Here is a 25,832-nt window from a genome sequence, read left to right as displayed (position 1 = left end):
CATACCTGGATCACGATGCCTTTCGGGCTGCCACCACTTCGGTCGCGCGCGAAACGATCGCCTCCAGCGGTTCCGGCCGGTGCAGCAAGAACCCCTGGCCGAAGGCGACGCCCATGTCGCTCAGCATCGTCAACGTATCCTGCCGTTCGATCTTCTCGCCCACAACATCGCAGCCCAGACTGCGGGCAATGCTGGTGATAGCCAGCACGATCTCGCGGTCGAAGCGGCTTTGCGTGATGTGCTCGACAAAGGAACCGTCGATCTTGATCGTGTCGACGGGGAAGCGCCTGAGATATTCGAATGAACTCATGCCGGCGCCGAAATCGTCGAGGCTGACCCGGCAGTGCCGCTCGCGCGCCTTGCGCACGAATTGTTCCGCGGCGTCGAAATTCGTGACCGCGGCGGTCTCGGTAATCTCGAAGCCGATGCCCGAATGCGGCGCCCCGGTCTCCTCGATGACGCTGTCGACGAACGCCCACAATTGCGGATCGCTCAACGTCTGCGCCGACAGGTTGAAGCCGAGCGTCAGCGCACCCGAGCGCAAGGCCGCGCCGTGCCTCGACAGCGCGGTGCGGATGATCCAGCGGTCGAGCCTGGAAGCGATGCCGAACCGCTCGGCCACCGGAATGAACTCGCCGGGCGGCACCAGGCGGCCATTGCGCGCGGCGAGCCTCGCCAGCACTTCGACATGGCGGCTCTCTTCCCAGGGCCTGCCCAGCAGATGGATTTCCTGGCCGAACAGTTTCAGCCGTCCGTCTTCCATGGCATCGACGGTGTCGGCGGCGATGCGCGCCGCATTCAGCCCGCCCGACCCCGATGCCGTCTTGACGGAGAACACAGCGAAACGGTTTCGCCCGGCAGCCTTGGCCGCGTAGCAGGCATCGTCGGCGCAGGCCAGCGCATCGGCCACCGTGGTGTTGGCGTCATCGACGAAGGCGATACCGATCGAGGCCGCCAGCTTGCGCGTCGATGCGGCCGGGCCGAGATCGGCTTCGCGCACCGCGCCAAGCACGGCAGTGGCGATCCGCTCGGCCTGCGCGGCATTGCAATGCGGCACCACCAGCGCGAATTCGTCGCCACCCAGACGCGCCGCATGCGCCGATGGCGGCAGACAAGCGCGGATGCCGGCGGCAACGCTCTTCAGCGCCAGGTCGCCGGCCGCGTGGCCGGCAAAATCGTTGAGCGCCTTGAAGTAGTCGAGATCGACATAGAACACGGCGAGCGGCACACCCGCCGCGATATGGTCGGCGAGCAGCCGGTCGAAGGCGGAGCGGTTCCACAGGCCGGTCAGCGCGTCATGGCGGGCCGCGTAGGCGAGCTCCTGCTCGCGCAGCTTTTCCTCGGTGATGTCGCGCACCGTGCCGAGGATCTGGCCGGCGGCACCCGCGGCGGCGACGAAGCGGACCAGCGATTCGATGTGGCGGATCTCGCCGTCGCGCCTGATGATACGGTATTGATTGGCGATGACGGCGTCCGTTCCCATCGGTGCCCGGTGCGCGCGCTCGGTGGCTTCCTTGTCTTCGGGATGCAGGTAGCTGTGCCAAAGGTCGGCCGTCACCTCGTCGGTGTCGGCGACGAGGCCGAACATGTCCCTGGTGCGGGTGTCCCAATAGCTCTTGTTGGTGGCGATGTCGTAGTGCCAGATGCCGGTGCCGCTGGCGGCAAGCGCCAGGCGGAAGCGCACATTGACCTTTTCGAGCTCGGCTTCGGCCGCCTTCTGCTTGGTGATGTCGGTTTGCACGCCCATCAGCCGCAGCGGCTTTCCGGACGCGTCGCGCTCGACGATGCCGCCGCGATCGAGCACCCACACCCAGTGGCCCTGCTTGTGCTTCAGCCTGAGTTCGGTCTCGATGGCATCGGTCTGTCCGGCAATGTGGCGGTCGCCGCTGGCCAGCGCCCGCTCGCGATCGTCGGGATGGGTCAGTTGCAGCCACAGGTCGCTGGTGTTGGCAAGTTCGCTTTCGTCATAGCCCAGCATCCGCGCCCAGGTCGCGGAATAAAAGCAGTCGCCGGTCGCAAGATCCCAGTCCCAGACGCCAAGATGGGCGCGTTCCAGGGCCTTGGCCCAGAACGTTCCATTGCGACTTTTCTTGTCCTCACGCGCCATCGTCTGTTTAGCTCATCCCCACCCGCGGGGCAATCTGCAGCAAAACCAGAGAAGAAACAGTTACCGAAGGAAGACTGCCCAGAGCGGCGATCCTGCGTTGCCAACAGCGTGAGCGTTGCCGGCAACTCTCCGCCTTTCGATTGGCCGGCAAGAACCGGAGTTTTGCGCCCGCCGGATCGTCCTAGTGCTTGCCCAGGTCACCGGTGAACACGGTGATCCCAAGGCAAAGACAAGAGGACCTCCCAATGACCAAGCAAGAAGACAACAAGGCCGTCGTCGTAAGATGGTTCACCGACTTCTGGGGTGAAACCTGCGACCTGTCGGTGGTCGACGACATCGCCGCACCCGACATGCTGCTGAAATACTCGCTGCATGAGCCGCGCCGCGGCCGCAACGACATCAAGGCCTTCATGACCGATTTCCGTGCCGCCTTCCCGGATCTCAACTTCTGGGCCACGGCCGACCTCATTGCCGAAGGCGACTATGTCGTCGGCCAGTGGGAGGGCGGCGGCACGCATACCGGTCCGGCGTTCAGCGATTTCCTCGTCGGGTCGCTGCCGACCGCCACCGGCCGCACCATGCGCTTCACCGGCACCACCGTGCTGAAAGTGGTCGACGGCAGGATCGTCGAGGAGATCGGCCTCGACGACGGCGTCGCCGCCCTCACCCAGCTCGGCCTGGTCAAGGCCGCCTGATTTGCAGGGCCATCGCCGTCCAAGCGATCGCCCTCTTTCAATCCAGCCGAAGCCTGATGACAAGGTAGCCTGCAACAATCGAAAGCCTCGGATGGCGGCGACTGATGCCGGTGCGTTGCGGCGCAACATCTTCATCAATGAACCCTTACCCACAAATTGCGCATTATAACTATCTAATATTTTGGATTTTACTTTGGTACGAGAGTAACCAGACGGTAATACATTGTCTGCGAAATACTCCATAACAGTTTTCTGGGCAGCTGGCGGGATGTCCTCCGATGAATGCGCACACCAGGCAGCGCGGCGACAATCGCCGCTCGTCTGCCACTCTTGACCTGGACATCGCGGCAACCAGGAGCGGCTGGCTGCTGACTGCCTTGTGTCTGACCTATGCCGTGACCGCTCTTTACCTGGAGCCGGGACGCTATCTGTATCTGGCCCAATCCTATGCCAAGCCGTTCGTCTTCTTCTTGCCCGCGCTTCTGGCGGCTGGGCTCGGCGTGGTGGCGCTGACATTTGCCAGGCACAACCCGACCAGGTTCATGCTCGACACGCTCAGGCAGCGTTGGCTGGCAGCCGCACCCGTCATCCTTTTGTTCTTTCTCGGCATCACCGCCTTCACCACCTTGAAGGTCGCCATCCCGGACATCGTGCCATTCTACGCCGACCGCGCCCTGGCGGAGCTTGATCTTCGGCTGCACGGCGCCGATCCTTGGACATTGGCGCACGGTGTCGTTTCCGAACCGGTCTCAGCCGTCATTTTCGCTGGCTACGAATATGTTTGGCATGTCCAAGTGTTGGGCATTTTGCTGTTCGTCGCCTTCTGGAACGATCCCGTCAGGCGCTTGCGCTATCTATGGGTGTTCGTGCTGACCACGATCCTGTGCGGCACCGTTCTTGCGACCCTGCTGTCGTCCACCGGCCCGATATTCCACGACCAGTTCTACGGGGGCGATAGGTTTGCCGCACTGCGAACCGCCCTGGGGCGGAACAGCCACGTCGCCTCGGTCGATGTCTATGCCAACTATCTGTTTGCAGCCTACGCAAGTGGTCGCCCGGAACTGGGTACCGGCATCTCCGCCATGCCAAGCATGCATGTCGCGATCGCCACGCTCAATGCGTTCTTCCTGGCCGGCTTCGGTCGTCGGTGGACCATCGCCGGCTGGTCCTTTGCGGCACTGATCCTGTTCGGCTCGGTCTACACCGGCTGGCACTATGCCGTGGATGGCTATCTGTCGATCCTTGTCGTGTCCCTGCTTTGGTACGTGGCGGGACGCTTCGTCTTGCCGCAAGCGAGCCGGGACATCGCGGAGGTCGGACTGGCCATCCCCGATCCAGCGTCACAATGACCGAGCCTGGCTGAAGCCGGGCAACCGCATCCCACAGGCTTCGGGCGAGTGGCCAGGCGGATTGCGCCGCCTGGCCATTGCCGGCTACTGGCTCGGCGCCATCGCGTGTTCGCATGACACTTTCGGGTTCATGTCGGCGAAGGTGCCTGTCGGGTTGCCCTTCCACGCCCAGACATGCAGTTCGTAGAACGCGCCCAGGCCGTAGCGGTTGGGCGCGCTGTTGAAGTTGAACAGCTGTCCGTCCAGCGACGCGGGCCCCTTCGAGGTAATGTATTCGACCGCCACCAGCTTCAGCGTGCCGTCGGCCATCGGCTCGTACATCACGGCTTCGGGACGGGCGATGTCGATCTTGTCGTCCTTCAGGTATTGGCCGTTGACATAGTGGATGCCCATGGCGCCGCCGGTGATGCCGCTGGCGCAGGGGATGGGCGCATAGCCCTCGGCCGTCGCGGCCTTGACGTCGACAAACCGGCTGTTGGCAGCCCGTACCTTGTCGGCCAGCGGATTGGGTCCGGACGCAGACGCTTCCTGATGGGCCTGCGCGAACGCGGTGCAGACGGCCAGCATGGCCCCCGCCATGAGAACCCTTTTGCAGAAGTTCGATATCATGTTCATTCCAATCTTCTTGAAAAAGCACAGCTGGCCGGCCGCCGAAAATACGGTGGCCCGACACGCAAGCGCTGTGACTGTTGTTGCTTGTAGATCCCGCAATCGATGCGACGAATGCCGGGAACGGTCATCCCTTCGGCAGATACGCGATCGTTCCGGCCAGATCGGTGTTGTCGATCATCTGGAAGCGGCTGTCGCTGCCATCCTGACGGGCCGAGGCGAAGGGCGCATAGGCCGGATCGCTGGTGAAGGCGCGCGCCGCCGCTTCCGACGGGAACGCCATCAGGGCGATCAGCGTGGTGTCGAGCGGCTTGCCTTCAAGCGTCTTCACATTGCCGCTGCGCGACAGATATATGCCGCCATGCTTGTGGACGAGGTCGTGCACCGACGCGGCATAGGACGGCATCCACTGCGGGTCCTTCACCTTGATGTCTGCGATGATGTAAGCGGTCATGGGTAGTCTCCTGGTTGCGGCGCAAGGGGTATCCGTGCGCCGATCAAAGGGCTCGCATGGCAGGGCACCCGCCAACCAGTCCGCGATCTGTACTGGGGCAGTACAGTTTCCGTACTGGTCGCTTCATTCATCAGGGCCTAATATTCAGCCCAGCTTCCAGGGAGGGACGTCGTTCATGACCCAGCACGGATACAAGCAGTTCTGCCCGCTATCGATGGCCGCCGAGGTGCTCTGCACCCGCTGGACCATGGTCCTGATGCGCGAGCTTGTGGCGGGCTCGACCCGCTTTAACGACCTGCGCCGCGGCGTCCCGAAAATGTCGCCGACCCTTCTGTCGCAAAGGTTGAGGGAGCTCGAACTGGCGGGGATCGTCGAGCGCAAGGAGGTGCCAGGCGAGAAAGGCATCTTCGAATATCGGCTGACGGAAGCCGGCCGGGATTTGCGCCCGGTCGTCGAGGCGATGGGCCTCTGGGGACAGAAATGGGTCGAGTCCCGGCTGTCGCTGAAAAACCTCGATCCGTCGTTGCTGATGTGGGACATGCGGCGCAATCTCAACCCCTCGCCGCTGCCCGAGGGGCGCACGGTGATACAATTTCTGTATCAGGAGCTACCGGCGTCCAAACGGTCGTGGTGGCTGATCGTCGAAAAGCAAGGTGAGGTCGATCTGTGCTGGTACGATCCGGGCTTCGACGTCGATCTCTACGTCTCGACCGACTTGCACACGATGACGGCGATCTGGATGGGGTTGATCACGGTCGAGAAGGCCGGGGCAAAGGTCGCGTTGACCGGCGACCAGCACATCGCGAGGAAAATGCAGACCTGGTTGGGTCTCAGCCCATTTGCGATCGAACCCAAGCGGGCGGCGTAGCAACGAGGGCTCGGGCGACGGCGATCAGGCACTTGGCAGGAAACGGGTGGCGAGGCCGGCTTTTGGCGGCTTCAATGCCGGGCATGTTCATCACCCTGGCCAAGAATCTGAAATCCACGCCGCTGCCGGTTGCCGACGATCCGCGCTGGGCGCGCATCGTTTCGCGTGACAAATCGGCCGACGGAGAATTCTGGTATTCGGTGGCGACGACCGGCGTCTATTGCCGGCCCTCCTGCCCGTCACGGCGCGCCAACCCAAAGAACGTGCAATTGTACGACACGCTGGATCAAGCGAAGGCGACCGGCTTTCGTCCGTGCCGGCGCTGCAATCCGGATGGCCCGTCGCTGGAGGCCGGCAACGCCGCCATGGTCGCCGATGCCTGCCGCAGGATCGAACGGAGCGACGAAGAACCGTCGCTTGCCGAACTGGCGACCGCCGCCGGGCGCAGCGCCAGCTATTTCCACCGCGTCTTCAAGGCCGTCACCGGGCTGACGCCAAAGGATTATGCCGCCGCGCAGCGCGCCGCCCGGATCCGCCAGGGCCTGGAGGGCGGCGCCAGCGTGACAGCGGCGATCTATGATGCCGGCTTCAATTCGAGCGGGCGGTTTTACGAGAAATCCACCGGCATGCTCGGCATGACGCCGACGCGCTATCGCGCCGGCGGCGCGCATGAAGAGATCCGCTTTGCCGTCGGCGAATCCTCGCTCGGCGCCATCCTGGTCGCATCGAGCCAAAAAGGCGTCGCCTCGATCTTGCTCGGCGACGATCCGGACACGCTGGTGCGCGACCTTCAGGACCGTTTCCCCAAGGCGCGGCTGATCGGCGGCGACCGCGGCTACGAGGCTCTGGTCGCCCGCGTCGTCGGTTTCGTCGAAGCGCCAGCACTCGGCCTCGACCTGCCGCTCGACGTGCGCGGCACCGCGTTCCAGCAGCGCGTCTGGCAGGCCTTGCAGGACATCCCGGTCGGCCACGCGGTTTCCTATGCCGAGATCGCGGAGCGCATCGCTGCGCCAAGGGCGGCCCGCGCCATAGCCGCCGCCTGTGCGGCCAACAGTCTTGCCGTCGCCATTCCCTGCCACCGCGTGATCAGGAAAGACGGCGCGCTGTCCGGCTATGCCTGGGGTGCGGAGCGCAAGCGCGCGCTGCTCGACCGTGAGGCGGTGTCCGGCTCATCGGGCGGGGCGAGACCAGCAGATCATCGGTCTTCGCGGGCCTGACGGCGGGAGGACCTGGCAACAATGCGCGCGATGGCAAGGTCTCCCACCACCGATGCGAAGACCCGCAACGTCGCTGCCGCCAGCCCACGCACCCAAGACGCGAAATCACTGGTGATGACCGCCGTTGGTCAGATGGTCGATAACGGCAAAGCCGAGTGGAACCTGACCGCGACCGGCGATATCGAGCTGCGGCTCCTGACCGGCGAAGTGTTCCTGCTCGGTGAAATCTCCGTCACCCGCGTCGCATGACAAAATGGGAATGGTTTCAATATCAGCGCTCTACGGCGCCCCCCTCTGTCCTGCCGGACATCTCCCCCACGAGGGGGGAGATCGGCTGTCACCACGACCTTCGCCAATCTCCAGCGTTGCAGGAAGAGAGCCGGCGCCAGAGCTGCCGATCTCCCCACCTGTGGGGGAGATGTCCGGCAGGACAGAGGGGGGCGCCGTAGAGCACATACTTTTGCGCTCGCGATTTGAATTTGAAAGCAAGCACCGGAGTGAGGCACGGCCGGCATGCGACTAGGGTTCAGACACGGACAAAGGAGTGAAGGCAATGAACCCCATGCAGACCCAAATGAATGCACCGACCGCGGGCGTCCGCAACGCCCTCGACACCATCGCCTATGCCATCGGCCAGTCCGCGATCGGCAAGATCCTGGCGGCGCGCAGCGATATCGGCGTCTACGCCATCCTGATCGGTTCGGATGCCGATGCGCTGGAGCAGGACCTTGGCAATCGCTTCGCTGGCAAGATGCCGATCGAAGACGAGGCCGCCTTGCGCGACGATCTCGCGGCGATAGCGCGCTTCGTCGAAACGCCTGGCGCCGGTCTCTACCTGCCGCTCGACATGCGCCACGGCACGCCGTTCCAGCAGAGGGTGTGGGACGTGCTGCGCACCGTCCCGTGCGGCGCCACCCTCACCTACACCGCCCTTGCCCGCCGCCTTGGCCAGCCGAACGGTGCCCGCGCCGTGGCGACGGCCAGCGCGGCCAACGCCATCGCGCTCGGCATTCCCTGCCACCGCGTTGTCCGCACCGACGGCACGCTGTCCGGATACCGCTGGGGCATCGAGCGCAAGCGCGCTTTGCTCGACAAGGAGGCAACGCTATGAACGCCCATGCCAAGGTTGCCGCTTCCGTGGTCGAGGCCGCTGAGACGCGCGTCGCCGCGTACGACTGGCCAGCCCTTGCCACCGAGCTCGACGGCTTCGGCTGCGCGGCGATCGAAAAGCTGCTCTCACCGCAGGAGTGCGGGCGGATCGCCGGCCTCTATTCCCATGAACACCACTTCCGCAGCCACATCCACATGGCCAGGCACGGCTTCGGCAAGGGCGAGTACCGCTATTTCCGCTATCCCTTGCCCGACCTTTTGGGCGGCCTACGCAGCGCGCTCTATCCCAGGCTGGCCGGCGTCGCCAATCAGTGGAACGAGCGCATGGGGCAAGCGATGCGCTATCCAGCGACGCATGCGGAGTTTCTCGAACAGTGCCATGCCGCCGGCCAGACACGACCGACGCCGCTGCTGCTGCAATATGTGCCCGGCGACTTCAACTGCCTCCACCAGGACCTCTATGGCGACCTCGCCTTCCCGCTGCAGGTAGCGATCCTGCTTTCCGAACCGGGCGAGGATTTCACCGGCGGCGAGTTCGCGCTGACCGAACAGCGGCCGCGCATGCAAAGCCGGGTCGAAGTGGTGCCCTTGCGCCAGGGCGACGCGGTTGCCTTCGCCGTCCACAATCGACCGGTGCAGGGAACCAAGGGCAAATACCGCGTCAACTTGCGCCACGGCGTCAGCCGCCTACGCTCAGGCATGCGCCACACGGTCGGCATTATTTTTCACGACGCCAAGTGAGGCCGACTTCATCCGGCGTCGGCGGATGCCATATCCAGGATCCAGGGACACGCATAGTAGTCGCTGATATGGTCGATCACGCCGCCGTCGGCATGGATCCGCACCAGATACGGCGGCCGCCAGACTTCGCCATGCAGCCGGTCGACGACCAGCACGTTTTCCCTTTCGAACGCGCCTGGCCGTATGCGCCAGGGCAGCTCGCTGCGCTCAAATTCGGCGAAATAGGGCGAGCCGGAGAGCAAGCCATTGTAGCAGTCCGAAACGCGCAGCCGGGCATCGGCGCTGGTCAGCGCCCGCACCCCGTCCCAGTCTCGTTTGTTGAACAATTCGACATAGCGGTCGAGCAGCCGCGCCAACTCGGCATCGTGTGCCGGTGCCGCGATCGGCTGCGCCGGCAAGACGGCGAGCTTGGCGCGACCGCGGTTGAGCGCCGACTTGACGCCGCCTGATGTCGAGCCGACCAGATCGGCGATCTCTTCAAGCGAATGGTCGAAGACATCTTTGAGCAGCACGCAGGCGCGTTCCTTCGGCGGCAGATGCACGACCAACCGCTCGATGGCACGGCCGGCGCCGGGACCGGCGGGCTCGACAGGCAGTACGATCTCGTCGCCGGCATAGCCGGCCTCGGCTCGCTGCCGGGCGCGGCGGCTCCTGATGAAGTCGATGCAGCGGTTGTGGGCGATGCGGAACAGCCAGGGCCGCAGCGCCTGCGCATCGTCGAGCAATTCGATCTTGCGATAGGCCTCGAACAGCGCCTCCTGCATGATGTCCTCGCCATCGAGGGCCGAACCGGTCATGCGCGCGCAGTACCGGTGCAGCTTGACCCGCAGATGCGAAACCGTCTCCAGGAACTCTTTGTAGCGCGGGTCGAACAGGCCTTCGGAATCAAGCCGCGGCTGTATCCCTTGTGCCGGTGCAACGGATTTGCGGATCTGCTGGTTCCTCGCGGCATATCGGTCAGGGTCACCACACCATTACGCAAGTGCTGCACTTTCCACGAAGCTCGATACGACCAGCCGGCGCATGGCTCAAGCCGCTCTGTCGCCGGCAGCTTTGTCGCTGATAGCTGGTAAGCCCAATCTCGCACGCACCCAGGTGGCGAGGCGGCCGATCGCGTCGTCGGCTTCCGGCGCCTTGCCGGCCATCATCTGGAAGGAATGCAGCATGCCGTCGAAGACGTCGAGCCGCGTCTCGACGCCGGCCAGCCTGGCGCGCTCGGCGAACATGCGGCTTTCGTCGACCAGCGTCTCATCCGCGCCGGCTTGAAGGAAGACAGGCGGAAAGCCGCTGAGGTCGGCATAGAGCGCACTGACCAGCGGATCGAGCCGGTCGCCATCGTCGATGAAGTTCGTCACCAGCCAGTCGACGGCAGCCTTGGCGAACGCCGGGTCCTTGTCGCGGTTGGTCTCATAGCTGGCACCGGTCAGCGCCATGTCGAACCAGCCGGAGATGATCAGCGTCGCGGCAGGCAGCGGCCGGCCTTCCGCACGAAGGCACTGCAGCACGCCATAGGTCAGCACCGCGCCGCAGGAATCGCCGGCAAGTGCGATGTGCCTGGTGTCGAAGCCTTGCCCGGTGCGGTCGGTGAGCCAGGTCCAGGCGGTCATCGCCGCATTGAGCTGGGCCGGATGCTTCGCCTGATGCGCCAGCGGATAGCCGTAGAGCAACGCCTGGCAGCCGACGGCCTTGGCCAGATGCCCGACCAGCTTGCGGTGCGTGTAGATCGAGCCGCCGATGAAGCCGCCGCCATGCGCGTAGAACAGCACCCGCTGCTCGTCGGCACCCTTCGGCACGATCCACATTGCCGGCACGCCGCCGGCATCGACCTCGATATAGTCGACGCCGCCGGGTTCGCCGGTCAGCGCCGTCCAATGCGTGTCGTTGTAGTCGATGATCGCTTGCGGGCTCGTCAGTTTGCCGGCATTGGCGGCCAGCGCCGCGTAGTGGTTCCTGTTTGCCTCGCTCTGTATGCTCGCCATTATGGTCTCCCGGGGTTGCGGATCGCGGGCCGCGCGACCTTCGAAGCCTAGGACGAACGAGCGGTCGGAAAGGATACGTGGCCGCGGATGTTTTTTGCGCGAGCGCGGCTAGTCCTCGCCGCCAAACATCGCGGCGTGACGCCGGGCGAATTCGAGGAACGGCGTTGCCCGCACGCCAAACATCTCATGCGTCGCCAGATGCACACGCGATTTCGGCCGCCGCAGCCGCTCGGCCAGTTGCTCGTCCAGCGCATCGGCGAAGCCGGCTGGAATGCCGCTGGCCAGCAGATTGCGCCGCCGCACTTCAGGGCTGACATTGACATAGCGAACCGGCCTGCCGATCGCTTTCGATATCCGCGCCGCGACATCGTGCATCGTCAGCGCCTCGGGCCCGGTCATGTCGAGGCTCTCGCCTGCGTGGCCGCCATCGCGCAGCAGCCGGAAGGCCACTTTGGCGATGTCCTCGACATCGACCGGCGACAGTTCGGTGTCGCCGAGTGCGAGACGGAAAACGCCCTCGGCGGCAATGGTTGGCGCGTCACGCAGATAGACCTGCATGAACTGGCTGGGGCGCAGATGCGCCCACGCCAAGCCTGACCCTTCCAGATAGCGCTCGATCTCCTCATGCATGCGCGTGAAGCGGAACTTCGTCGCGTCATAACCGATGTTGGATTCCGCGCCGGAAAACTTCACCACATGGGCAACACCGGCCTGCTTGCAGGCGTCGATGAAGCGGCACTGCGTTTCCGTCATGTCCTCTGCGGCTGTCGAAATCATCAGCACGCGGTCGATGCCGTCGAGTGCAGCGCCCAGCGTTTCAGGCCGGCGCATGTCGCCCTCGACCAGTTGTATCCCGGCAAGCCCGTCGAGCCCCGCCGCCGAGGCACGGGCCGGGTCCTGCACCAGCGCCCTCACCTGATGCTTCTGCCGTGCGAACTCGCGCACGATGGCCTTGCCGTTCAGGCCCGTGGCGCCTGTCACCAGGATCATGGTCTTGTCTCTCCGTTCAGGATTGATGCGCCCGCCCTGCCGGCGACCGCACGTTGAAGACGAAGAGACGCGGGCAAAGGATTCCGCCCAAACATCTTTTTATCGGCGAGACGCCTCCACCACGCCTCGGATCATGCCACTGGCGCGTAGCGGTTGACCACCATCCCGCAGGCATAGGCTTTCGAGCCGAGCAGCCGCAGGGTCTCGAAACCGCCCTGGTCGAAGATCCGCCGTCCCGCGCCCAGCACCGCCGGGTTGACGAACAGCTGGAACTCGTCGACCAGCCCGGCCGCGATGAGTGAGGAGGCGAAACCGGCGCCTCCGAAGACGGCCATGTCGCCGCCCTCGCCCGCCTGCAGCGCCTGGACCTCGCGCGGCAGGTCGCCATTGGCCACCGTAGTGCGGTCCCATCGCGAGGCTTTGAGCTTGTCGCTCAGCACCACCTTTCGTGCTTCGACGATCCGCTGCGCAAAGGCGTAGAACGGATCGCGCGGGAATTTCTTCGCCGCATTGCCCCAATGGGTCAGGTAACCCTCCTCGGCCATCTTGCGGCTGAGCAGGATGGTGTCGATGCCGGCGAAGACAGCGTTGAAATCCCGCTTCAGCTCGTCGTCCCAGGCACTCTCGTCGCCCCATTCCCAGAGCTGCCAGTGATGGTCCTCGTTGGCGCCGACAAAGCCGTCGACCGACACCTGGATCTGCAGGATCAGCTTTTTCATGGTCGTTCTCCTCGGTTTGTCCGATGCTGGCGAGTGGTTTACTTATGGAACCAGTTGACCCATCGCGGAGAATGATGTCAATAGTAAAGTGATTTAAAAATGGAACCATAGACATGTCGACAAAGGGAAAGTCCGGCTGTCCGATCAACCTGTCGCTCGAACTGCTCGGTGACCGCTGGACGCTGCTCATCATCCGCGACCTGATCTTCGCCGGGAAAAAGCATTTTCGGGAATTCCTGCAGTCCGACGAAGGCATCTCCTCGCGCACGCTGGCCGAGCGGCTGCAGACGCTGCAGGACGAAGGCATCCTCACCCGCAGCGAAGACCCGACACACGGGCTGAAAACGGTCTACCGGCTGACCGAGGCCGGCATCGACCTGCTGCCCGTGCTGGCGACGCTCGGCGCCTGGGGCAGCAAGCACCGCAGGGCCGACGACAAGCTCGCCCGGGTCGCCGACGAATTGGCGGCCGGCGGTGATGCTGCGCTGGACCAGATGAAGGCAGCGTTGCGAGCGGAGCATCTGGCGAACGCATGATCGCCGAAGCTATGAAAGACGCCCGGAGGCCGACGCCAAGGCAGGGCGTTGCCTAACTGTGCGGCGATAAATGGATAATCATCGACCATCATACTCATCGTGAAGACGGACCCAGTCGCCCAGCGTATGGGACGGCCCATTTTCATTGCGGCCGATGGGAGTGAGGTCGAGATAGCTATAGGTCCCGATCAGGTTCTCGCCGCCACGGCCCCGCACCTGGAAAGTGCAATAAATCTTGCCATCATCATCTTTGTAGAAAACGGTCGCACCACCGCGATCTCTGCTGTTATCGCGGCCTCGTCAAAATTGAATAACACCTTGCCCGAGTTGATCTGGTCCTCGGTGAACGATACTTGGAAGTCGAAATTGAAATCGCTTCCGAACGACGACACCCAATCAAACTGCCAATTCATCCGCGCCTTGAAGTCTAATAGTTCGGTGAGAGGAGCGCGTGAGCAGACGGCCAGGGAGACGTCGTGATGCATCAGATGCTGGTTGGCGGCGTCGATGTGGTCGCAAAGGAATGAACAGCCGGTGCACCGATAGTCTGCATTGGGCGGAAACATGAAGTGATAAATGATCAACTGGCTGCGGTTCTTGAAGAGATCGGCCAACGATTTCCTTCCCTGGGTCGTATCGAACTCGTAGGGCTTGTCGATCCGAAGCCATGGCAGTGCCCGTCGGTCCGCCGCGAGTTGTTGACGCTGGCGCGTAAACGCCTTTTCTTTCCCGAGATGCGCTTTGTGCGCTTCAAACCAATCCGTGTAAGGCGCTATGATGTGGTCGGTCATGTCGTCCTCCTTCCGCACTCTGGCGTATGCTGACAGCCTCGTTGCCTGTCTTAAAGACGTTGTTGAAAACCGCGATCCGACGTCGCCTGAGCAATTTGTGCTGAAGAACGCAGCTGATAGCACCGTGCGCCGACATTCTGCTTGACAGTCGTGCGCGCTTTGTTCTCTATATGTTCCGATCTATCAGCAACTGCGGATGTGCGGTCGGGATGGAAACGACAGCCACCATCCTGCATGCCGACCTCGACGCCTTCTATGCCTCGGTCGAGCAGTTGCTCGATCCGTCCCTGCGCGGCAAACCTATAGCGGTGGGCGGCGGCGTGGTGCTCGCAGCCTCCTATGAAGCCCGCGCCTTCGGCGTGCGCGGCGGCATGCCGGGGCGCAAGGCGCGCGAACTCTGCCCGCAGTTGATCTTCGTCGGCGGCAATTTCAGCGACTACCAGCGCCTGGGCGACGCCGCGATCAAAGTGCTCGACGACTTCACGCCCGTGGTCGAGCGCATCTCCATCGACGAGGCCTTTGCCGATGTCGCCGGCTGCACACACCTGTTCGGGTCCCCGCAAGAGATCGCCACGACCATCCGCCGCCGCGTCCGGGCCGAGCTCGGCCTGCCGATCTCGATCGGCGTGGCGCGCACCAAGCATCTGGCCAAGATCGCCTCGCAGGTCGCCAAGCCCGACGGGCTGGTGGTGGTCGAACCCAGCACCGAGATCGCCTTCCTGCACGACCTGCCGGTCGGGCTGATGTGGGGCGTCGGCCCGGCGACGAAGGCGCGGCTGGCCGAAATCGGCATCGAGACCATCGGCCAGTTGGCCAGGACGCACAGCGGCGCGCTGACGCGGCTGCTCGGTCCCGCCGCCAGCGAAAAGCTGTCGGCGCTGTCATGGAACCGCGACCCGCGCAAACTGGAGACGAAGCGCCGGGCGCACTCGGCCGGCGCGCAATCGGCGCTCGGCCAGAAGCCCGCCATTGCACGGGTCATCGTGCCCACTTTGCTGCATCTAGCCGACCGCGTCGCCAGCCGGCTGCGCGCCAAGGCAAGGCCCGGCCGCACGGTGACGGTGCGCGTGCGCTTCGCCGATCTCAGCGCCGTCACGCGTTCGATCACGCTTGACCAGCCGATCGCGGCGACTGCGATGCTGGCCGAGATCGCTGGCGACCTAGTGCGCGGCGCGCTTGCCGACCACCCTTACGAGAAGACGATCTCGCTTCTGGCGATCTCGGTCTCGCATCTCGAGGAAAGTGCCGAGTTGCAACTCGAACTGCCGCTCGGCCTCGGCGATGAGAAGCGCCGTCCCGGCACCCGAAAAGGTCTGGCCCGCTTCGGCGCCGACCGCGCCATCGACAAGATCCGCGAGCGCTTCGGCAAACAGGCTGTCGGCTACGGCACCGTGGCGCTGGAGGCGGCGCGCTCGGTACCCGACGAATTCAGGGAGTTGGCGGAAAAGGAGCTGTGAGTGCGGCCGAAGCCATTCGTGTCCTGCAGGTGACCGCGCAAGTTGTAACTGGTAGCGGCAAAGAGTGACTTGATTTCAGGCCCTGGCTATTCGAGTAAGGTGTAGCGGCCACAAGCCATGGAATGCGATGTTCACAGCCTTCATCGTTTGCGCGTCAGTCACAGCTCTCAGCGCGGTCGTCAGTCTCGGTTTCTCCTTGGCTGCCGCCATGAACGAAACCGGCAACGCCCGGACAATAGCTTTCTACGGTTGTGCACGCAGCGTGGCTTTGGTGGTCGCGAGCGCCGTGCCATTTTTTACCGGTTCGACGGAATGGCTTGAAGCCATCGCCTGGATAATGATCCTTGTGCAGGCTGGGGATGCGGTCATAGGCGCCACGATCGATGATCGGATGAAAACCTTCGGCCCGGCCGGCACATCGCTCGCCAACCTTCTGGCTCTCCTATGGCTCATCCAGTCCGTTCAATGAGACCACGACAGACAGCCTCGGCGCACGTGTGTTCCTCTGCAGTTCCGCCACGCTCCTGACAACGCCATCCTTGTGGCCGACCGCTTCAGCCCCTGATCGCCTTGCCGGCCTGCTGCAACAGCTCGAACGCCGCGAAACGCTTGGCGTGCCAGCCGGCCAGCGAAGCGTTGGGATGATAGACCTCGCCGAGTTCCGACATGCCCGCCATGGCCGTCACCAGGTCCTTATAGGAGCCGGCGGCGACCGCGCCCAGCATCGCCGAGCCGAGCAGCACCGGCTCCGGCGAGGTCGACGCCACCACCACCATGCCTGTCGTGTCGGCCAGCAGCTGGCGCACCAGCGGGCTTTGCCCGGCGCCGCCGCTGACGACGATGGTGTCGATAGGGATGCCCTTGTCATGCTCGGCCCGCACGATCTGGCGCGCGCCGTAGCCCAGCCCGCAGACGCCGGCGACATAAAGCCCGACCAGGCTGTCGTGGCTGGTGTCGAGATCGAGCCCGGCAATCAGCGCGCGCGCATCCGGGTCGGCGAACGGCGCGCGGTTGCCGAGAAATTCCGGCACGACATGGATATCGCCAACCAGTGCCGGCGTCGCCGCGGCACCCCCACGGCTTTGCGCCTGCAGCGAGAGCCAGGCGCTGAGGCTGAGCCCCTCGACCTGCGCCTTGGCCGCCGCTTCGCCGGCCGCCGGATGCATGCGCACCAGATGGTCGATGGCCGCACCGGCCGCCGATTGGCCGCCCTCGTTCAGCCACAGGCCAGGCACCATGGCCGAGAAATACGGACCCCAGACACCATCAACGAAAGCCGGCTCGGCGGTCGATGACAGGGTGCAGGCCGAGGTGCCGAAAACATAGGCCATACGCGACAGAACGCTGCCGAAATCGCCGCGTGCGCCGACCGTGCCGACGCCGCCGGCATGCGCATCGATCAGCCCGGCCGCCACCGCGGTGCCGGGGACAAGGCCAAGGTCCGCTGCCGCCTGCGCGGTCAGTCCGCCGCCGAGCGACGCTCCCGCCGGCACGATCTCGGTGCCGATGCGCGCGAACGCCTCGTCGGCCAGGCTGCCGAGGCCGATCTTGCGGAAATAGGTCTCGTCCCAGCGGCTCTCATGCGCCAGATAAGTCCATTTGCAGGTCACGGTGCAGACCGAGCGGGCAAGGCTGCCCGTCGCCCGCCAGGTCAGGAAATCGGCGAGGTCCAGGAACTGCCAGGCCGCGTTGAAGGTGGCGGGCATGTTTTCCGCCAGCCACAAGAGTTTTGGCGTCTCCATCTCCGGCGAGATGACACCGCCGACATAGCTCAGCACCGCCGCGCCGCTGCGGTTGATGCGGCGCGTCTGCTCGATCGCGCGGTGATCCATCCAGACGATGACGTTGCGTTCGGGATTGTTGGACGGGCCGACCGGCAACGGCACACCGCCCTCGCCCAGCACCACCAGCGAACAGGTGGCGTCGAAGCCGATGCCGGCGATCGCCTCGGGCGCTATGCCAGCCTCGGCGACTGCAGTGCGAGTGGCAATGCACACCGCCCGCCAGATGTCGTTGCTCGACTGCTCGACGATGTCGCCGGCCTCGCGCCAGACCTCGATGTCCTGCTTGGCCGACGCCAGCAGGTTTCCCACCTGGTCGAACACCCCGGCCCGCGCGCTGCCGGTGCCGACGTCGATGCCGAGATAGTGGAGCATGGGGGAACCTTCGGTTTAGCGAATAGCGAATAGCGAATAGCGAATAGCGAATAGGTAAGTCATTGATTCTCGGTTGGAAACCAGATTCCTATCCCATCACGACTCCGTATTCCCTATTCGCTGCTCCCTATTCGCTACTCACTCACAAATCATTGCTCTGCGGCAGGATCACCAGATCCCGGATCGTCACGTTGCGCGGCCGGGTCAGCATGAACATCACCGCCTCGGCGACCTCGCGCGGCTGCATCAGGCCGCCGGCGGCGAGCTCTTCCTCGAGCTTGGCCTTTGGCCAATCATCGACCAGCGCGGTCACCACCGGGCCCGGCGCCACCGCGCCGACGCGCAGGCCGTGTTTGGCAACCTGCCGGCGCACTGTGTGGACGAAGGCCTGAACGGCGTGCTTGGAGGCCGTGTAGATCGGCTCCCAGACCACCGGAACCAGCCCGGCGATCGAACTGGTGACGATGATGTCGCCGGTCTTGCGTTCGACCATATGCGGCAGCACCGCGTGGATCGAACGGAACACGGCGTTGATATTGAGATTGAGCATGCGGTCCCACGCGTCGGGATCGCCGGTCAGCACCTCGCCACCGACATAGGCGCCGGCATTGGCATGGAAGATGTCGAGCTGCCCAGCCTTTTCCAGGATCTTCGGCATCATGGTGGCAACGCTTGATGGCTGCATCAAATCGATCACCAGCGGGATCGCGTTGGGGCCGAGTTCGGCGCACAGGCTGTTCAGCGTCGCCTCGGCGCGGTCGACCAGCACCACGCTGGCGCCAGCCGCCAGCATGTATCTTGCGCATTCGAGTCCGATCCCCGACGCCGCCCCGGTGACGGCCGCAACTTTTCCGGACAGTTGAGTCATATCTCTCTTCCTGTTGATGGGTTCAGGCCCGGCCATGGGAAACACGCGAACGGCGGGCCAGCGAGTCGACGATGACTGCGATGGCCAGCACGGCGCCTGTGATCATGTACCGAAGCGACGAGGACAGATCGAGCAGCGTCAAGCCGCTGGCGATCGACTGGATGACGATGATGCCGAGCAATGCCGAATAAGCGCTGCCGCGGCCGCCGAACAGGCTGGTGCCGCCGATGACGGCCGCCGCAATGGCGTTGAGATTGACGTCGCCGGTGCCGGCCTGCTGGCTGGCCGAGGCAAGCCGGGCCGCCGACAGCACGCCGCCGAAAGCAGCCAGCATCGAGCACAGCACGAAGGCGCTGGAATAGATCAGCCGCACATTGATGCCGGCGCGCCGAGCCGCCTCGCGGTTGCCGCCGACCGCCGACATCGAGCGGCCCCATTTCGTCCGCGTCAGCGCATAATGCATGGCTATGACCAGGCCGACGAACAGGCCGAACATCCACGGAATGCCGCGCGCCTGGTTGAGATAGAAGACGATGAGTTCGAGCACGACCGTGATCGCCACCGCCCGCGTGACGATGCCGCCGGTCGAGGGTGCCGACAGGTTGGCGGCGCGGCGGCGCGCAACGGTGCGCAGGCCGGTGATCAGCATGACGATGCCGGGCACAGCCGCCAGCCCGAACGACACGAATTTCGGCATCACCAGAAGCTGGCCGAAATTCACCAGGTTCGAGCCGTAAGGCAGGTTGATCGAGCCGGTGGAGCCAAGGATGTAGAGCTGCAGGCCGAGCACCGCGAGCAGGCCGGCCAGCGTCGAGACGAAGCTCGGCATGCCGAGCCGGTTGAACAGCAGCGCGTAAAGCGCGCCGATGAAGCCGCCGACGGCGACCGCGGCCAGGATGGCGAGCGCCACCGGCCAGCCCTGGCTGACCCACAGCGTGCCGACCAGCGCCGAGGCAAAGCCGCTGATCGAGCCGACCGACAGGTCGATCTCGCCGACCATCAAAACGCAGACAATGCCGAGCGCAATGACGCCGACGGTGGAGGAATCGAACAGCAGATTGACCAGGTTGCTGCTCGACAGGAAGATCGGATTGATGCTGGCGAACACGGTCCAGATGATGACCAGCCCGACGATGACCGGCAGCGAGCCGAGATCGCCCGAGCGCACGCGGTCGAAGAAAGCGCGGATGCTGCCGCTCAAGCCGGCCTCGTGCTTGACGCGCACGTCGGCGCGGTCGAGCTGCGGCGGAGCTGCCTGTTCCACTTGACGGCTCATGGGCGTGGCTCCTGGGTTTGATCCTGCCGCGCTTGCCGACGCTCGGCGCGTCGCGACACCGAATTGTTCGACGCGCCGGTGATGGCGCTGACCAGCTCCTGGTTCGAGGCGTCCGGGGTGAAGATGCCGTTGTTGCGGCCAAGCCGCAGCACGACGATGCGGTCGGCAACGGCGCGCACGTCTTCCATGTTGTGGCTGATGATGACGACGCCGAGGCCGCGGTCGCGAACCCGCTCGATCAGGTTGAGCACTTCCGCCGTCTGCGCGACGCCAAGCGCCGCCGTCGGCTCGTCGAGCAGGATCAGCTTGGGTTCGAGCAGCAGCGAGCGGGCGATCGCCACCGTCTGGCGCTGGCCGCCCGACAGCGACGCGACCACTTCGCGCACACTGGGGATGCGCGCCGACAGCTCGTTGAGCAGCGTCCAGGCGCGCACCTCCATCGCCACCTCGTCCAGCCGCAGCGGGTTGAGTTCGCGGCCGAGGAAGATGTTGGCGACGATGTCGAGGTTCTCGCACAGCGCCAGGTCCTGGAACACGGTGGCGATGCCGAGCGTGAGCGCCGCACTCGGGTCGGCCAGCGTCACCTGCTTGCCGCGATAGCTGATGGTGCCTGAGCTTGGCTGATGCACGCCGGCGAGGATCTTGACCAGCGTCGACTTGCCGGCGCCGTTGTCGCCAACCAGCGCCACCACCTCGCCGGCGTGGACATCGAGATCGATGTCGGTGAGTGCCGAAACGGCACCGAAATTCTTCGAAATGCCGCGCAGGCTGAGCACCAGCTCGCCTGTCGGAACCGGTTCGTCCGGGGTATCGATCATGCCTGGAATACCTTTCAAGAAAGGACCGGTTCAAAAAGCGGGTGAGCGCTGCCTGGCCGCCGCCGGAGCCTGTCCCACCCCGATGCATTCGGGGTGGGGCTCCAACCTATTGTTCGGCCAGGCAGCGGAGCGGGCAAGGGTCGCGGTCAGCCCCCGATGCCCAGCTTCTTGCAGCCTTCCGCGTAACGATCGACGCAGAGTTCGGCCGCGGTGTTGATCTTCTTGTCGATGATCTCGGCCTTCAGGTTTTCCTGCGTCACCACCGCCGGCGTGAACAGCTGCGATGGCGTATCATACAGCGTCATCTCGGCCTTCGGCGTCTCGCCCGAAAGCAGCTTGATGGCGACGTTGGCGGCGGCCGCGGCCACGATCTCGCTCGGCTTGGAGATGGTGTTGTACTGGTCGCCGGCGATGATCAGCTGCAAGGCGGCGATCGTCGCGTCGTTGCCGGTCACCGGCGGCACCGGATCGACGCCGGCTGCCTTGAAGGCCGCGATGGCGCCACCACCGGTGCCGTCATTGGCGGCGACGACGCCGAGGATCTTGGGCCCGAAGCGGGTGATCTGGCCGCCGGCCCATTGCTGCGCCTTCGGCGGCGCCCATTCCGGCGTGTCGTATTCGGCCAGGATCTGGTAGCCGCTGTTGTCGAGGCCTTCATGGATGCCCTTCTTGATCAGGCCTGCCGCCGCGTCGGTCGGCGAGCCGTTGATCTGCAGCACGCCGCCGGTGGCCGGGTCGACCTTCAGCGCCTTCAGATGCGCGACCAGCGAGTCCGCGATCGCCTTGCCGATGCCTTCATTGTTGAACGAGACATAGAAGTCAGCCGGCGCGGTCGGGATCGGCCGGTCATAGGCGATGACCTTGATGCCCTGGCTCTGCGCCAGTTTGACCAAAGAGGCGGCGGCGGTCGAGTCCACGGGATCGAGCACGATCGCCTTGGCGCCCTGCGAGATCACCGAGTTGAACTGCTGCTGCTGGCGCGAGGCGTCGGCATCGGCGTTCTGGTAGAGCACCTTGCAGCCCGGGCACAGCTTCTTCATCTCGGCGGCGAAGCCGGGATAGTCGTGCTGTTCGTAGCGGGTCGAGGCCTGGTCGGGCATCAGGAAGGCGACGGTGGCGTCGGTGACCTCGGCGGCCCTTGCGATCGCGGCGGTGCCGGCCAGCAGCGACAGCGCAATTGCTGCCATGCCGGCGGACTTCAATGAAGATGAAAATCGGGTCATTCGGTCTTCTCCGTTTCTGGATATGGTTGTAAGAAGGTCGTTGACTGCTTTGTTGTGAAGACACGCCTCCGCCCTCGCCCCATCTGCAATTGGGAACCAGGGCCCGACACCGGCCTCTTGGCCGCGCCGACATCCTCCGCTGACGAAGGATTTCTAGGACAAGCGCTCTCCGTCGCGGACCGCGTTATGCGGGCCACGTTGTCAGGCGAAAAATGTGGTTCCTCCCTTGGTTCCTCCCTGGCTCCTCCGTTAAGCGGCTTTTCCCGCGTTGATATTGTCGGCCAGCAGGCGCCTGAAACGTGAGGGCGGCATGCCCTTCTCCGCCAGGAACTGCCGGTTGAAATTGGACAGATTGTTGAAGCCGACCTCGTAGCAGATGTCGGTGATCGAGGCCTGCTCGTCGCTCATCAGGATCTGGCAGGCGAGGTTGATGCGCAGCCGCTTGACATATTGCACCAGCGACATGCCGGTGTGGCGGCGAAACGAGCGTGAGAAGGCGCCGGTCGACTGGCCGGCAATGGCCGCCAGATCCGTCTCGTCGAACAGCTGCGTCAGGTTTTCACGGATGTAAGCCAACGCCTTGTTCATGCCGGCGGTCATGTAGCCCGAGGGATCGGGCCGGTAGCTGGCGCTGGCGAGCAGCTGGAACTCATGGGCCCGGCTGAGCAGACCTGAAATCATCATGAACAGCTCGATGCGGCGCACGCCTTGCGCCTGCATCATCTCTTCCATCAGCGGCGCCAGCTCCTTGCTGGTGCGGCTGGAAAACAGCACGCCGCGCCGCGACGCCTCCAGCAGTGGGCCGAGCCCCGCCAGTTCCGGCAGCACCTGCATGGCGTCGCCAATGAAGCTTTCGGAAAACTGGATGATACGGCCGCGCAGCGGAATGGAGCTGTCCTTCGGGATATCGCTGACCCAGTTATGCGGCAGGTTGGGTCCGGTCAGCACCAGATTGCCCGGCTCGAACTCGCCGATGAAGTCGCCGACGAAATAGCGGCCGTTGGTGAAGATCACCTGATGCAGTTCATATTCGGGATGGAAATGCCAACGCACTGTGTGGAAGGGGTAGCCATGCGACCACGCCTTGAAGGACTCACCGCGTCGTATCTGGACAACTTCCAGGTCCGGTTCCATGTCCGTCTCCTCCGGGCCGGCACGGATCGTTGCCGCGTTCGGCCCACATTCCCTAAACCGGCCGAATTGGTTTCGGCTCTGCATTTCGAGACCACGCTACCGGCTCATGACAGCAGGCGCCACCACGATTCAGGGCGACGGATGATACTTTTTTAACCGGGATAGGACACGGAAAGGCAATATTCGGGCAGGATGGGATCAGCACCGCTGACGGCAACGCGCACGGTTCAGGCTGAAGCAACTGCCCCTGTTGAACCTGCCCTCCCAGCCATCCGCCTCGGATCAAGCCACGCAAGCTGGGTCAAAGCCGCCCTCGTGCGCGACCGCCGTAAGCGGAAACCTCCTCAGTCCGTCGCCGACATGACGACGAAGTCCTGGCCGGAGCGGCTGTCGGGATGCAGCGGCGCATCGGTGAGCACCATCACCATGCCCGGATGCATCCTCGCCTGCATGGCGTCGAGGAAGCTCTTTTGCGTGCTGAGCCGCTTGAGCATGTCCTGCTCATTGTTGAAGAACGAGCCGGAACTGGCGCTGCGGCTGATGTCGACCCATTGCCAGTCATTGGCGGCTCCCGCCACCTGCAAGGTCAGCACATGGCTGCCAAGCCCGCCGGAACCGGTGATGGTCAATGGCGCCTGCGCGACGACCACGCCGTTCTCGATCAGCATGATCTGCTTGTCGCCCGACGAGGCGATGATCGAGGTGACCGGGAAATCCTCCGGCTCGACCCAATCGGCGGCGCGCTTGTGGCCGTCCTTGGAAGCGACAACGTTCTGGAACTGCCCGGCCACGTAGCCACCCAGCACCATTCCGGGATTGGTCAGTTCGGCCGGGTCGCCGCGAGCGCCCGAAATGATGACCGGCGTGCCGATATGGGTGATGCCGAACAGATTGCTGGAAAAGGCGAGCGGCAGCCGCACGCAGCCATGCGAGGCCGGATAGCCCGGCAGATTGCCGGCATGCAGCGCGATGCCCGACCATGTCAGCCGGTTCATGTTCGGCATCGGCGCATCATTGTAGGTGCTCGACTTGTGGTCCTTGTCCTTTTGGAGAATGACGAAGATGCCGGTCGGCGTCTCATGCCCGGGCTTGCCGGACGAACAGGTCGAGACGGCTATGCGCAAGCCGTTGCGATAGACATGCACGCGTTGCTGCGGCAAGGAGACGATGATAGCGACCGGCCCCTTCTTCTGGCGTTCCGGATGCCAGGTGAATTCGCCGGGCTTGAGATCCTTGATGTCCTGAAGCGTCTCGGCGGCGAAGCTTCGCGCCGCCGGCAACAACGTCAACAGGCCGGCGCCAAGCACCAGATGCCGTCTGTCGAGACCCATGCCGCCCCCCTCGTCATGACCAGCCGTCAGTCTAGAGGCTTTCCTGCCCGGATAGAAGCGGTCATGTTTGGGCGGATCGGGTCGCGCCTCGCTCTCACCCGAACCGGGCTTGCGTCCACGCTCCACCAGCCGCATTCGACTCCACCGCCGCCGCGACGAACTTTACGCCGCGCGCGCCGTCGACGACGTCAGGCACTTGCGCCGCCCGGGCCGGATCGACCGCCGCGCCCGAGCGATGCGCGCGAATGATATCGGCGGCGTCGCGGTAGAAATTGGCGAAGGCCTCGATGTAACCTTCAGGATGCGCCGCCGGCATGCGCGACACCCGCCGGCTCTCTTGCGTTGAGCCATGGCCGCCGCGCACCAACGTGCGGCTTTCCTCGCCGTAGATGGAGAAGCGCAGTTCCTCCGGCCGCGCGCCCGACCATTCCAGCCCGGCTCTGTCGCCATAGATGCGCACGGACAAATCATTGTAGTGGCCGGGCGATGTCTGGCTGGCCAGGATTGTGCCGCGCGCTCCGCCGGTCCAGCGCACCAGCACATGGGCATTGTCGTCGAGCCGGCGCCCCGGCACCGCGGTGAACAGGTCGGCCGAAACCGCCTCGGCCTCACAGCCCGAGATGTAGCTTGCCAGATTGAAGGCATGCACGCCGATATCGGCCAGCACCGCCGACTGCCCAGCGCGCGCCGGGTCGGTGCGCCACTCCGCCTGCTTCTGGCCTTCGGCGTCGATCGGCCTGGTCAGCCAGTCCTGTATGTAGGCGCCATGCACCGACACGATGCGCCCGAGTTCGCCTGCCGCCACCATCTCGCGCGCCTGGCGGACCATGGCGTAGCCGGTGTTGTTGAGAGTGACGACGAAGCGGCGTTTCTTCGACCGCGCGAGCGCCACCAGCGCTTCGGCGTCGGCCAGCGTCGTCGACAGCGGCTTGTCGCAGATCACGTCGATGCCGGCGTCGAGGAAGGCTGTCGCGATTGGTGCATGCAGATGGTTTGGCGTGACGATGACGACGGCCTCGATGCCGTCCGGTCGCGCGGCTTCGGCCTGCGCCATCACGCGATAATCGGCATAGCTGCGCTCCGGCGCGATACCGATCTCGGCGGCCGATGCGGCGGCGTTCTCCGGGTCGGAGGACAGCGCCCCGGCGACCAGAACGATCTGGTCGTCGAGCCGCATGGCCAGCCGGTGCACGGCGCCGATGAAGGCATTGCGGCCGCCACCAACCATGCCGACCTGCAAGCGTTGGCGTGTCGAGCCGTCCGATGTTGCATAGACCATGATTTTCAAACTCCTCCGGACAGGCGACTTCTGACGGCTTGTAAGCCTAAGACATCGCCAGAGCTTTCGAACACGATTTCCAATTTCCATATTGTAAAACGATCGTGCCGCGCTAGCCTGAAATC

25 protein-coding genes and 1 pseudogene are annotated in these 25,832 nt (G+C 64.4%); 10 read left to right on the top strand and 16 right to left on the bottom strand.

Annotated elements, in window-relative coordinates:
• Positions 1 to 10: 10 nt before the first annotated feature.
• A complete protein-coding gene (locus tag AC07FD_RS36805) occupies positions 11 to 2,107 on the bottom strand; it encodes an EAL domain-containing protein (RefSeq protein WP_478353820.1) in 2,097 nt (698 codons plus the stop codon).
• A gap of 245 nt (positions 2,108 to 2,352) precedes the next feature.
• On the opposite strand from AC07FD_RS36805, the gene AC07FD_RS36800 reads away from it, so the two are divergent.
• Positions 2,353 to 2,802: an ester cyclase gene (locus AC07FD_RS36800; RefSeq protein WP_478353819.1), complete on the top strand. Its 450-nt coding sequence runs from the start codon at positions 2,353 to 2,355 to the stop codon at positions 2,800 to 2,802.
• Between the two features lie 278 nt (positions 2,803 to 3,080).
• Positions 3,081 to 4,151 carry a phosphatase PAP2 family protein gene (locus AC07FD_RS36795; RefSeq protein ID WP_478353818.1) on the top strand — a complete coding sequence of 357 codons (1,071 nt, stop codon included), beginning with the start codon at positions 3,081 to 3,083 and terminating at the stop codon, positions 4,149 to 4,151.
• 84 nt (positions 4,152 to 4,235) lie between these two features.
• Here AC07FD_RS36795 and AC07FD_RS36790 read toward each other — a convergent pair whose 3' ends face one another.
• Positions 4,236 to 4,766 carry a hypothetical protein gene (locus AC07FD_RS36790; protein WP_478353817.1) on the bottom strand — a complete coding sequence of 177 codons (531 nt, stop codon included), beginning with the start codon at positions 4,764 to 4,766 and terminating at the stop codon, positions 4,236 to 4,238.
• 121 nt (positions 4,767 to 4,887) lie between these two features.
• Positions 4,888 to 5,214 (bottom strand): DUF1330 domain-containing protein, encoded by a 327-nt coding sequence (locus tag AC07FD_RS36785; RefSeq protein WP_478353816.1) that lies wholly within the window; start codon positions 5,212 to 5,214, stop codon positions 4,888 to 4,890.
• A 175-nt stretch (positions 5,215 to 5,389) separates the two neighbouring features.
• Between AC07FD_RS36785 and AC07FD_RS36780 the strand changes: the two genes are divergently transcribed.
• The 5 genes from AC07FD_RS36780 (at position 5,390) to AC07FD_RS36760 (ending at position 9,150) form a co-directional block, all read left to right on the top strand.
• On the top strand, positions 5,390 to 6,082 hold the full coding sequence (locus AC07FD_RS36780) for a winged helix-turn-helix transcriptional regulator (RefSeq protein ID WP_478353815.1): 693 nt from the start codon (positions 5,390 to 5,392) through the stop codon (positions 6,080 to 6,082).
• Positions 6,083 to 6,165: 83 nt separating this feature from the next.
• Entirely contained in the window at positions 6,166 to 7,299 is a 1,134-nt protein-coding gene (ada, locus tag AC07FD_RS36775; RefSeq protein ID WP_478353862.1) for a bifunctional DNA-binding transcriptional regulator/O6-methylguanine-DNA methyltransferase Ada, read from the top strand.
• Between the two features lie 21 nt (positions 7,300 to 7,320).
• Positions 7,321 to 7,548 (top strand): hypothetical protein, encoded by a 228-nt coding sequence (locus AC07FD_RS36770; RefSeq protein WP_478353814.1) that lies wholly within the window; start codon positions 7,321 to 7,323, stop codon positions 7,546 to 7,548.
• Positions 7,549 to 7,852: 304 nt separating this feature from the next.
• Positions 7,853 to 8,410 carry a methylated-DNA--[protein]-cysteine S-methyltransferase gene (locus AC07FD_RS36765; protein ID WP_478353813.1) on the top strand — a complete coding sequence of 186 codons (558 nt, stop codon included), beginning with the start codon at positions 7,853 to 7,855 and terminating at the stop codon, positions 8,408 to 8,410.
• A complete protein-coding gene (locus tag AC07FD_RS36760) occupies positions 8,407 to 9,150 on the top strand; it encodes a 2OG-Fe(II) oxygenase (RefSeq protein ID WP_478353812.1) in 744 nt (247 codons plus the stop codon). The genes AC07FD_RS36765 and AC07FD_RS36760 overlap by 4 nt, the downstream gene beginning before the upstream one ends.
• 8 nt (positions 9,151 to 9,158) lie before the next feature.
• Here the strand turns inward: AC07FD_RS36760 and AC07FD_RS36755 are convergent, their stop codons facing one another.
• The 4 genes from AC07FD_RS36755 to AC07FD_RS36740 all read right to left on the bottom strand — a co-directional run bounded on the left by AC07FD_RS36755 (position 9,159) and on the right by AC07FD_RS36740 (position 12,838).
• Positions 9,159 to 9,998, bottom strand: a complete 840-nt coding sequence (locus AC07FD_RS36755) for a sigma-70 family RNA polymerase sigma factor (protein ID WP_478353861.1) — start codon at positions 9,996 to 9,998, stop codon at positions 9,159 to 9,161.
• 180 nt (positions 9,999 to 10,178) lie between these two features.
• On the bottom strand, positions 10,179 to 11,129 hold the full coding sequence (locus AC07FD_RS36750; protein WP_478353811.1) for an alpha/beta hydrolase: 951 nt from the start codon (positions 11,127 to 11,129) through the stop codon (positions 10,179 to 10,181).
• Positions 11,130 to 11,237: 108 nt separating this feature from the next.
• Positions 11,238 to 12,119 (bottom strand): SDR family oxidoreductase, encoded by an 882-nt coding sequence (locus tag AC07FD_RS36745; protein WP_478353810.1) that lies wholly within the window; start codon positions 12,117 to 12,119, stop codon positions 11,238 to 11,240.
• Positions 12,120 to 12,250: 131 nt separating this feature from the next.
• On the bottom strand, positions 12,251 to 12,838 hold the full coding sequence (locus tag AC07FD_RS36740) for a dihydrofolate reductase family protein (RefSeq protein WP_478353809.1): 588 nt from the start codon (positions 12,836 to 12,838) through the stop codon (positions 12,251 to 12,253).
• A 113-nt stretch (positions 12,839 to 12,951) separates the two neighbouring features.
• On the opposite strand from AC07FD_RS36740, the gene AC07FD_RS36735 reads away from it, so the two are divergent.
• On the top strand, positions 12,952 to 13,374 hold the full coding sequence (locus AC07FD_RS36735; RefSeq protein ID WP_478353808.1) for a winged helix-turn-helix transcriptional regulator: 423 nt from the start codon (positions 12,952 to 12,954) through the stop codon (positions 13,372 to 13,374).
• Positions 13,375 to 13,452: 78 nt separating this feature from the next.
• On the opposite strand, the pseudogene AC07FD_RS36730 reads toward AC07FD_RS36735, so the two are convergent.
• Positions 13,453 to 14,165, bottom strand: a pseudogene (locus AC07FD_RS36730) (DUF899 domain-containing protein).
• Positions 14,166 to 14,374: 209 nt separating this feature from the next.
• Here AC07FD_RS36730 and dinB point away from each other — a divergent pair.
• Positions 14,375 to 15,622 (top strand): DNA polymerase IV, encoded by a 1,248-nt coding sequence (dinB, locus tag AC07FD_RS36725; protein ID WP_478353807.1) that lies wholly within the window; start codon positions 14,375 to 14,377, stop codon positions 15,620 to 15,622.
• A 127-nt stretch (positions 15,623 to 15,749) separates the two neighbouring features.
• Positions 15,750 to 16,091 (top strand): hypothetical protein, encoded by a 342-nt coding sequence (locus tag AC07FD_RS36720; protein WP_478353806.1) that lies wholly within the window; start codon positions 15,750 to 15,752, stop codon positions 16,089 to 16,091.
• A gap of 85 nt (positions 16,092 to 16,176) precedes the next feature.
• On the opposite strand, the gene AC07FD_RS36715 is transcribed toward AC07FD_RS36720, so the two are convergent.
• From AC07FD_RS36715 to AC07FD_RS36680, 8 genes are all read right to left on the bottom strand, one after another.
• Complete coding sequence (locus AC07FD_RS36715; protein ID WP_478353805.1) at positions 16,177 to 17,778, bottom strand: FGGY-family carbohydrate kinase; 1,602 nt, start codon at positions 17,776 to 17,778, stop codon at positions 16,177 to 16,179.
• Positions 17,779 to 17,920: 142 nt separating this feature from the next.
• Positions 17,921 to 18,646, bottom strand: coding sequence for an SDR family oxidoreductase (locus tag AC07FD_RS36710; protein ID WP_478353804.1), 726 nt, complete (start codon positions 18,644 to 18,646; stop codon positions 17,921 to 17,923).
• Positions 18,647 to 18,668: 22 nt separating this feature from the next.
• Complete coding sequence (locus AC07FD_RS36705) at positions 18,669 to 19,922, bottom strand: sugar ABC transporter permease (protein WP_478353803.1); 1,254 nt, start codon at positions 19,920 to 19,922, stop codon at positions 18,669 to 18,671.
• A complete protein-coding gene (locus tag AC07FD_RS36700) occupies positions 19,919 to 20,740 on the bottom strand; it encodes an ATP-binding cassette domain-containing protein (RefSeq protein ID WP_477413165.1) in 822 nt (273 codons plus the stop codon). Before AC07FD_RS36700 ends, AC07FD_RS36705 begins: the two co-directional genes overlap by 4 nt.
• A 146-nt stretch (positions 20,741 to 20,886) precedes the next feature.
• Positions 20,887 to 21,963, bottom strand: coding sequence for an ABC transporter substrate-binding protein (locus AC07FD_RS36695; protein WP_478353802.1), 1,077 nt, complete (start codon positions 21,961 to 21,963; stop codon positions 20,887 to 20,889).
• A gap of 249 nt (positions 21,964 to 22,212) precedes the next feature.
• Positions 22,213 to 23,097: a helix-turn-helix domain-containing protein gene (locus AC07FD_RS36690; RefSeq protein ID WP_478353801.1), complete on the bottom strand. Its 885-nt coding sequence runs from the start codon at positions 23,095 to 23,097 to the stop codon at positions 22,213 to 22,215.
• A gap of 344 nt (positions 23,098 to 23,441) precedes the next feature.
• Positions 23,442 to 24,428 (bottom strand): L,D-transpeptidase, encoded by a 987-nt coding sequence (locus AC07FD_RS36685; RefSeq protein ID WP_478353800.1) that lies wholly within the window; start codon positions 24,426 to 24,428, stop codon positions 23,442 to 23,444.
• 94 nt (positions 24,429 to 24,522) lie between these two features.
• A complete protein-coding gene (locus AC07FD_RS36680) occupies positions 24,523 to 25,707 on the bottom strand; it encodes a Gfo/Idh/MocA family protein (RefSeq protein ID WP_478353799.1) in 1,185 nt (394 codons plus the stop codon).
• Between the last annotated feature and the right edge of the window lie 125 nt (positions 25,708 to 25,832).

Source organism: Mesorhizobium waitakense, assembly GCF_056431085.1.
The sequence above is the reverse complement of the archived record's forward strand: the minus strand, read 5'-3'. Positions and strand labels throughout refer to the sequence as shown.

What these genes read in the sequence shown, in the direction of transcription:
- AC07FD_RS36720 (WP_478353806.1), top strand. Translation starts at nt 15,750, where the DNA reads ATGTTCACAGCCTTCATCGTTTGCGCGTCAGTCACAGCTCTCAGCGCG.
- AC07FD_RS36735 (WP_478353808.1), top strand. Translation starts at nt 12,952, where the DNA reads ATGTCGACAAAGGGAAAGTCCGGCTGTCCGATCAACCTGTCGCTCGAA.
- AC07FD_RS36710 (WP_478353804.1), bottom strand. Translation starts at nt 18,646, where the DNA reads ATGACTCAACTGTCCGGAAAAGTTGCGGCCGTCACCGGGGCGGCGTCG.
- AC07FD_RS36800 (WP_478353819.1), top strand. Translation starts at nt 2,353, where the DNA reads ATGACCAAGCAAGAAGACAACAAGGCCGTCGTCGTAAGATGGTTCACC.
- AC07FD_RS36805 (WP_478353820.1), bottom strand. Translation starts at nt 2,107, where the DNA reads ATGGCGCGTGAGGACAAGAAAAGTCGCAATGGAACGTTCTGGGCCAAG.
- ada (WP_478353862.1), top strand. Translation starts at nt 6,166, where the DNA reads ATGTTCATCACCCTGGCCAAGAATCTGAAATCCACGCCGCTGCCGGTT.
- AC07FD_RS36685 (WP_478353800.1), bottom strand. Translation starts at nt 24,428, where the DNA reads ATGGGTCTCGACAGACGGCATCTGGTGCTTGGCGCCGGCCTGTTGACG.
- AC07FD_RS36700 (WP_477413165.1), bottom strand. Translation starts at nt 20,740, where the DNA reads ATGATCGATACCCCGGACGAACCGGTTCCGACAGGCGAGCTGGTGCTC.
- dinB (WP_478353807.1), top strand. Translation starts at nt 14,375, where the DNA reads ATGGAAACGACAGCCACCATCCTGCATGCCGACCTCGACGCCTTCTAT.
- AC07FD_RS36705 (WP_478353803.1), bottom strand. Translation starts at nt 19,922, where the DNA reads ATGAGCCGTCAAGTGGAACAGGCAGCTCCGCCGCAGCTCGACCGCGCC.
- AC07FD_RS36785 (WP_478353816.1), bottom strand. Translation starts at nt 5,214, where the DNA reads ATGACCGCTTACATCATCGCAGACATCAAGGTGAAGGACCCGCAGTGG.
- AC07FD_RS36740 (WP_478353809.1), bottom strand. Translation starts at nt 12,838, where the DNA reads ATGAAAAAGCTGATCCTGCAGATCCAGGTGTCGGTCGACGGCTTTGTC.
- AC07FD_RS36695 (WP_478353802.1), bottom strand. Translation starts at nt 21,963, where the DNA reads ATGACCCGATTTTCATCTTCATTGAAGTCCGCCGGCATGGCAGCAATT.
- AC07FD_RS36680 (WP_478353799.1), bottom strand. Translation starts at nt 25,707, where the DNA reads ATGGTCTATGCAACATCGGACGGCTCGACACGCCAACGCTTGCAGGTC.
- AC07FD_RS36795 (WP_478353818.1), top strand. Translation starts at nt 3,081, where the DNA reads ATGAATGCGCACACCAGGCAGCGCGGCGACAATCGCCGCTCGTCTGCC.
- AC07FD_RS36745 (WP_478353810.1), bottom strand. Translation starts at nt 12,119, where the DNA reads ATGATCCTGGTGACAGGCGCCACGGGCCTGAACGGCAAGGCCATCGTG.
- AC07FD_RS36750 (WP_478353811.1), bottom strand. Translation starts at nt 11,129, where the DNA reads ATGGCGAGCATACAGAGCGAGGCAAACAGGAACCACTACGCGGCGCTG.
- AC07FD_RS36765 (WP_478353813.1), top strand. Translation starts at nt 7,853, where the DNA reads ATGAACCCCATGCAGACCCAAATGAATGCACCGACCGCGGGCGTCCGC.
- AC07FD_RS36690 (WP_478353801.1), bottom strand. Translation starts at nt 23,097, where the DNA reads ATGGAACCGGACCTGGAAGTTGTCCAGATACGACGCGGTGAGTCCTTC.
- AC07FD_RS36715 (WP_478353805.1), bottom strand. Translation starts at nt 17,778, where the DNA reads ATGCTCCACTATCTCGGCATCGACGTCGGCACCGGCAGCGCGCGGGCC.
- AC07FD_RS36770 (WP_478353814.1), top strand. Translation starts at nt 7,321, where the DNA reads ATGCGCGCGATGGCAAGGTCTCCCACCACCGATGCGAAGACCCGCAAC.
- AC07FD_RS36780 (WP_478353815.1), top strand. Translation starts at nt 5,390, where the DNA reads ATGACCCAGCACGGATACAAGCAGTTCTGCCCGCTATCGATGGCCGCC.
- AC07FD_RS36790 (WP_478353817.1), bottom strand. Translation starts at nt 4,766, where the DNA reads ATGAACATGATATCGAACTTCTGCAAAAGGGTTCTCATGGCGGGGGCC.
- AC07FD_RS36760 (WP_478353812.1), top strand. Translation starts at nt 8,407, where the DNA reads ATGAACGCCCATGCCAAGGTTGCCGCTTCCGTGGTCGAGGCCGCTGAG.